The following is a 4,750-nucleotide window of genomic DNA, read 5'->3' as shown; positions in this document are numbered from 1 at the left end:
TCGTTGCGCAGCCTGTCCGGGGAAACGCCAGTGCCGCCAGTGCCGCCAGTGCCGCCGATGCCGTCAGTGCCGGTCGCGGGCGTCGGCGAGGTCGAGAATCGCCCGTTCGAGGGCGTAGGACGGATCGGCCGCCTGGCCCTTGACCTCGGCGTTCACCCTGGCCACGATGCCCATCGCGACGGCGAGCCCGGCCGGGGACCACCCGCGCGACTGCCCCTGTGCCTTGCGCACCTTCCAGGGCGGCATGCCCAGTTCGCCCGCCAGCTGGTTCGGATTGCCGCGGCCCGCGGCGGACACTCGCGCGATCGTGCGGACGGCGTCCGCGAGCGCATCCGCGACCAGCACGTGCGGCACGCCGATCTGCTCGGCCCAGCGCATCGACTCCAGCGCGGCGGCCCGGTCACCGCCCACGGCCTTCTCCGCGACCGCGAAACCGGTCACGTCGGCCCGTCCCCGGTGGTAGCGGCGGACCGCCTCCTCGTCCACCTTGCCCCCGGTGTCGGCGACCAGCTGGGCCGCCGCCGACGCCAGTTCCCGCAGATCCGAACCGACCGCATCGAGGAGCACGGCCACCGCGCCCGGCTCGATCCGGCCCCCCGCCTGCCGGACTTCGTTGCGCACGAACATTTCCCGCTCGGCGGACTTGGTGATCTTCGGGCATTCGGTGACCTGTGCGCCCGCCTTGCGCAGTGCGGCGGGCAGCGCCTTGGCCGCCTTGCTCCGCCCGCCACCGGTGTGGACGACGACGAGCACCACGCCCTCGGCGGGCATCTTGAGGTAGGACAGCACGGCGTCGGCGAGTTCCTGTCCTATGTCCTGCGCGGCCTCGAGCACGATCACCCGGCCCTCGGCGAACAGTGAGGGGCTGACCAGTTCGGCCAGTCCGGGCACGGTGAGCTCGGCCGCCTTGGCCTTCGTGAGTTCCGCCGTGGGATCCGCCTTCCTGGCCGTTTCGAGCGCGGCACGCACGGCACGCTCGACGAGGAGTTCCTCTTCGCCGAGGACGAGATGCAGGGACGGGACCACGGGCGAGCTCACGCCACGATCCTGCCACGGTGACGAACCCCGCAGGGGCATGGCGCCACGAGAACGCCCTGTCGTATGGTGTTAGGCGCGTACCGCCCGGAAGGGCCGCCGCACACAATCGAATACCGCTCATCCAGAGGGGCAGAGGGAACGGCCCGATGAAGCCCCGGCAACCGGCGTCAGCCTGTCATCTCGATTCCGCGAGGTAGCTGACGACCACGGTGCCAATTCCGGCCCGCCCCGGCGGGACAGATGAGGAAAGGACCTCGCGATGACTGCCACCCTCAGGACTGCTTCGACCAGCCGCGCCCTGGACCTGGGCCCCGCCGTGGAACTGGTTTCCAAGGAGGAGGGTCACCGCCAGCCGCTCGCCCCGGAATTCGTTTCCGCCGAGGACTTTTCGCCGCTGGAGGTCGCCTACGACTTCGGCCGGATCCGCCGGGAGGACATCGAAGCCGGGCCGAAGAACATCTGGCGGTACAAGAAGCTGCTGCCGGTGCCGTCGAACGTCGAGGAAATCCCGAACACCGAACCGGGCTGTACCAGGCTGGTGCGTGCCGACCGGCTCGCCAAGGCCCTCGGCCTGAAGCGGCTGTGGGTCAAGGACGACACCGGCAACCCCACCCACTCGTTCAAGGACCGCGTGGTCGCCGTCGCGCTGGCCGCCGCGCGGGAGTTCGGTTTCGACACCCTTGCCTGCCCTTCGACCGGCAACCTGGCCAATGCCGTGGCCGCCGCGGCGGCCCGGGCCGGCTGGCGCTCGGTGGTGCTGATCCCGTCCTCGCTGGAGCGCGCGAAGGTGCTCACCACCGCGGTGTACGACGGCAACCTCATCGCCGTCGACGGCAACTACGACGACGTGAACCGCCTCGCGACCCAGCTCGCCGCCGAGCACGACACGTGGGCGTTCGTGAACGTCAACGTCCGCCCGTACTACTCGGAGGGCTCCAAGACCCTGGCCTTCGAGGTCGCCGAGCAGCTCGGCTGGCGCCTGCCGGAGCAGATCGTGGTCCCGATCGCGTCCGGCTCCCAGCTGACCAAGGTGGACAAGGGCTTCCGCGAACTGGGCAGCCTCGGCCTGGTGGAAGAGAGCCCGTACAAGGTCTTCGGCGCGCAGGCCACCGGATGCTCCCCGGTCTCGGCCGCGTTCCGCAACGGCTACGACGTGGTGCAGCCGGTCAAGCCGGACACCATCGCGCGCTCCCTGGCCATCGGCAACCCGGCGGACGGGCCCTACGTGCTCGACACGGTCCACCGCACCGGCGGCGCGATCGAGGACGTCAGCGACGAGGAAATCGTCGAGGGCATACGCCTGCTCGCGCGGACCGAGGGCATCTTCACCGAAACCGCCGGCGGGGTCACCGTGGCGACCACCAAGAAGCTCATCGAGACCGGCAAGCTCGACCCCGAAGCGGAGACGGTGCTGCTGATCACCGGCGACGGCCTGAAGACACTGGACGCCGTCGAGGGCCGGATCGGTCCGAAGGCGACAGTGCCGCCGAACGCCGACGCCGTCCGCCAGGCACTCGAAAGCTGACCGCACGCTCACTTTCCCCTGCGTACCAACGCGAGTTCTCCCTTCTGACTGAGCACTGCCGCATCGCCGTCGGTGTCCGTGCGGGCGACGAGCGCACCACCCGCGGCCAGTGTGTCCACTGTGGACCTACTGGGGTGACCGTAGGGGTTGCCCGCACCGGCACTGACCAGTGCCACCCGCGGGGACACCGCGGCGAAGAACTGGGGCAGCGAGTAGCGGCTTCCGTGGTGTGGTGTCTTGAGCACCTCCGCGTGCAGGTCGGTGCCGTCGGTGAGCAGTGCGCTCTGGGCGAGGAGTTCGACGTCCCCGGTGAGCAGGACCCGGCCGGCCCGGGTGGTCGCCCGCAGCACCACCGAGGTGTTGTTGATCCCGGTGCCGTCGGTTTCGTCGCCCTGGCGGGGGTTCACGTAGTGCGGTCCGAGTACCTCCAAGGTGAGTCCGGGCCAGTCGAGCCGACGGCCGATGTCCAGTTCCAGCAAGGGCACGCCGTGCCGTGACGCGACTTCCGCGACCTGGCGCCACGCCCACCCGGGCATCCGTCCCGGCCCGACCGCGACCGCGCCGACGGAGCGCCCGTCGAAGACGCTGTCCAGGCCCCCGATGTGGTCGGCGTGCAGGTGGCTCAGCACCACCAGGGGAATGCGGTCGACGCCGAGGCGGCCGAGGCAGGCGTCGGCCGGGCCGGGCTCGGGACCGGTGTCGACCAGGACGGCGCGGCCGGGATCGTCCGTGGCGAGGACCTCCGCATCGCCCTGGCCCACGTCACAGGAAACGGCCACCCAGTCCGGCGGCGGCCATTGCGGTGCGATCACCCGGACCGGCACCACCACGAGCAGCACGCACACCAGTGCCAGGGCGAGCGCGATCCGCAGTGCCGGACGGCGGAAGGCGAGCACCAGCACGGCCACCACCACCGCCGCGAGGAGAGCACCCCACCAGCCCGCGGGCCATGGCAACAGCGCACCGGGCACCCGGGAGGCGTGCCGGGCCAGAGCGAGCAGCCATTCGGCTTCCGGCCCGGCCGCCAGGGCGGGTAGCCGGGCCGCCTCGGGCCAGACCGTGGCGAGCGCGGCCGTCACCACCCCCAACACGGTCGCCGGTGCGACCGCGGGCGCCGCGAGCACGTTAGCGGCGACGGACACCACACTGACCTCACCGGCCATCCCGGCGAGGACCGGCGCGGTGACCAGGAACGCGGCGAGCGGGATGGCCAGCCCCTCCGCGATCCCGGGCGGGATCCCGCGGCGGATCATGGCCGTGACCCAGCGCGGTGCCACCAGGACGAGCCCCGCGGTGGCCAGGACCGACAGGGCGAAACCGAAGTTCACGGCCATTGCGGGGTCGTAGAGCACCAGGACGCCCACCGCGGCCGCCAGCGCGGGCAGGGCCGACCGTGCCCGCCCCAGCGCCAGGGCGAGCAGGCCCACGGCGCCCATCACCCCTGCCCTCAGCACGCTCGGTTCCCCGCCGGCCAGGACCACGAAACCGACCAGGACGGCCCCCGCGACCAGTGCGGACGCCCTCGGACCCGCACGCAGCACCCGTAACAGGAGCAGCGCCGCACCCGCCACCACGGCCAGATTGCTCCCGCTGACCGCCATCAGATGGGACAGTCCCGCCTCGGTGAACTCGCGGTCCACCTGGCTGGACACCCCGCTGGTATCGCCGACGACCAGGGACGGCAGGAGCCCGGCCGCCTCCGGGGACAGCACCGAGCACGCTGCCCGGAGGGCCGCCCGCACCGACTCCGCCCTCCACTGCCACCAGGGTGCGGGCCCGATCTCGGCGGGCGGCCCGCGGACGGACACCGCGGCCACGGTCAGGGCCGACCCGCGGGGTGGCGCGAGTACCCCGCGGGCAGTGACCTCCTGCCCCGGCAGCAGCCCGGACCACTGCTGGAACGGCGCCAGGAGCACGACTCGCCCGGACGACGCGACGGGGTGACCGCGCACCTCGGCCGAAATCACCTCGGCGCCGATCACCACGCTGCTCGCCCCGGCCTGCCGGTCCGCATACCCGGCGGAACGCACGGGCCTGGGCCGCTCGGTGACGGTCACGCGCAGTTTCGCCTCGGCACCGTGGCGCGCCGGAGCACCCAGCGCGTCGTCACGGGCCGCGATCAGGCGCAGGGTCACCGGCCCGGCCAGGAGGACACCGGACACCAGTAGGGCGGCCGCCCCCGGGAAC

3 protein-coding genes and 1 riboswitch are annotated in these 4,750 nt (G+C 72.2%); of the genes, 1 reads left to right on the top strand and 2 read right to left on the bottom strand.

Going from position 1 to position 4,750, the window contains the following annotated elements; genetic code table 11:
• Positions 1 to 63: 63 nt before the first annotated feature.
• Positions 64 to 1,038, bottom strand: coding sequence for a DNA polymerase III subunit delta (gene holA, locus FNH05_RS32460; RefSeq protein WP_246128075.1), 975 nt, complete (start codon positions 1,036 to 1,038; stop codon positions 64 to 66).
• 114 nt (positions 1,039 to 1,152) lie between these two features.
• A riboswitch (SAM riboswitch) is annotated at positions 1,153 to 1,285 on the top strand.
• Positions 1,286 to 1,297: 12 nt separating this feature from the next.
• On the opposite strand from holA, the gene thrC reads away from it, so the two are divergent.
• The gene (gene thrC / locus FNH05_RS32455; protein WP_144592663.1) at positions 1,298 to 2,563 is read left to right on the top strand and encodes a threonine synthase; all 1,266 of its coding nucleotides are present in this window, start codon (positions 1,298 to 1,300) and stop codon (positions 2,561 to 2,563) included.
• An 8-nt stretch (positions 2,564 to 2,571) separates the two neighbouring features.
• Here the strand turns inward: thrC and FNH05_RS32450 are convergent.
• On the bottom strand, positions 2,572 to 4,750 hold a 2,179-nt coding region (locus FNH05_RS32450; RefSeq protein ID WP_144592662.1), incomplete at its 5' end, for a ComEC/Rec2 family competence protein.

Origin of the sequence: Amycolatopsis rhizosphaerae, assembly GCF_007713715.1 — a bacterium.
Lineage (GTDB): Bacteria > Actinomycetota > Actinomycetes > Mycobacteriales > Pseudonocardiaceae > Amycolatopsis_E > Amycolatopsis_E rhizosphaerae.
The sequence above is the reverse complement of the archived record's forward strand: the minus strand, read 5'-3'. Positions and strand labels throughout refer to the sequence as shown.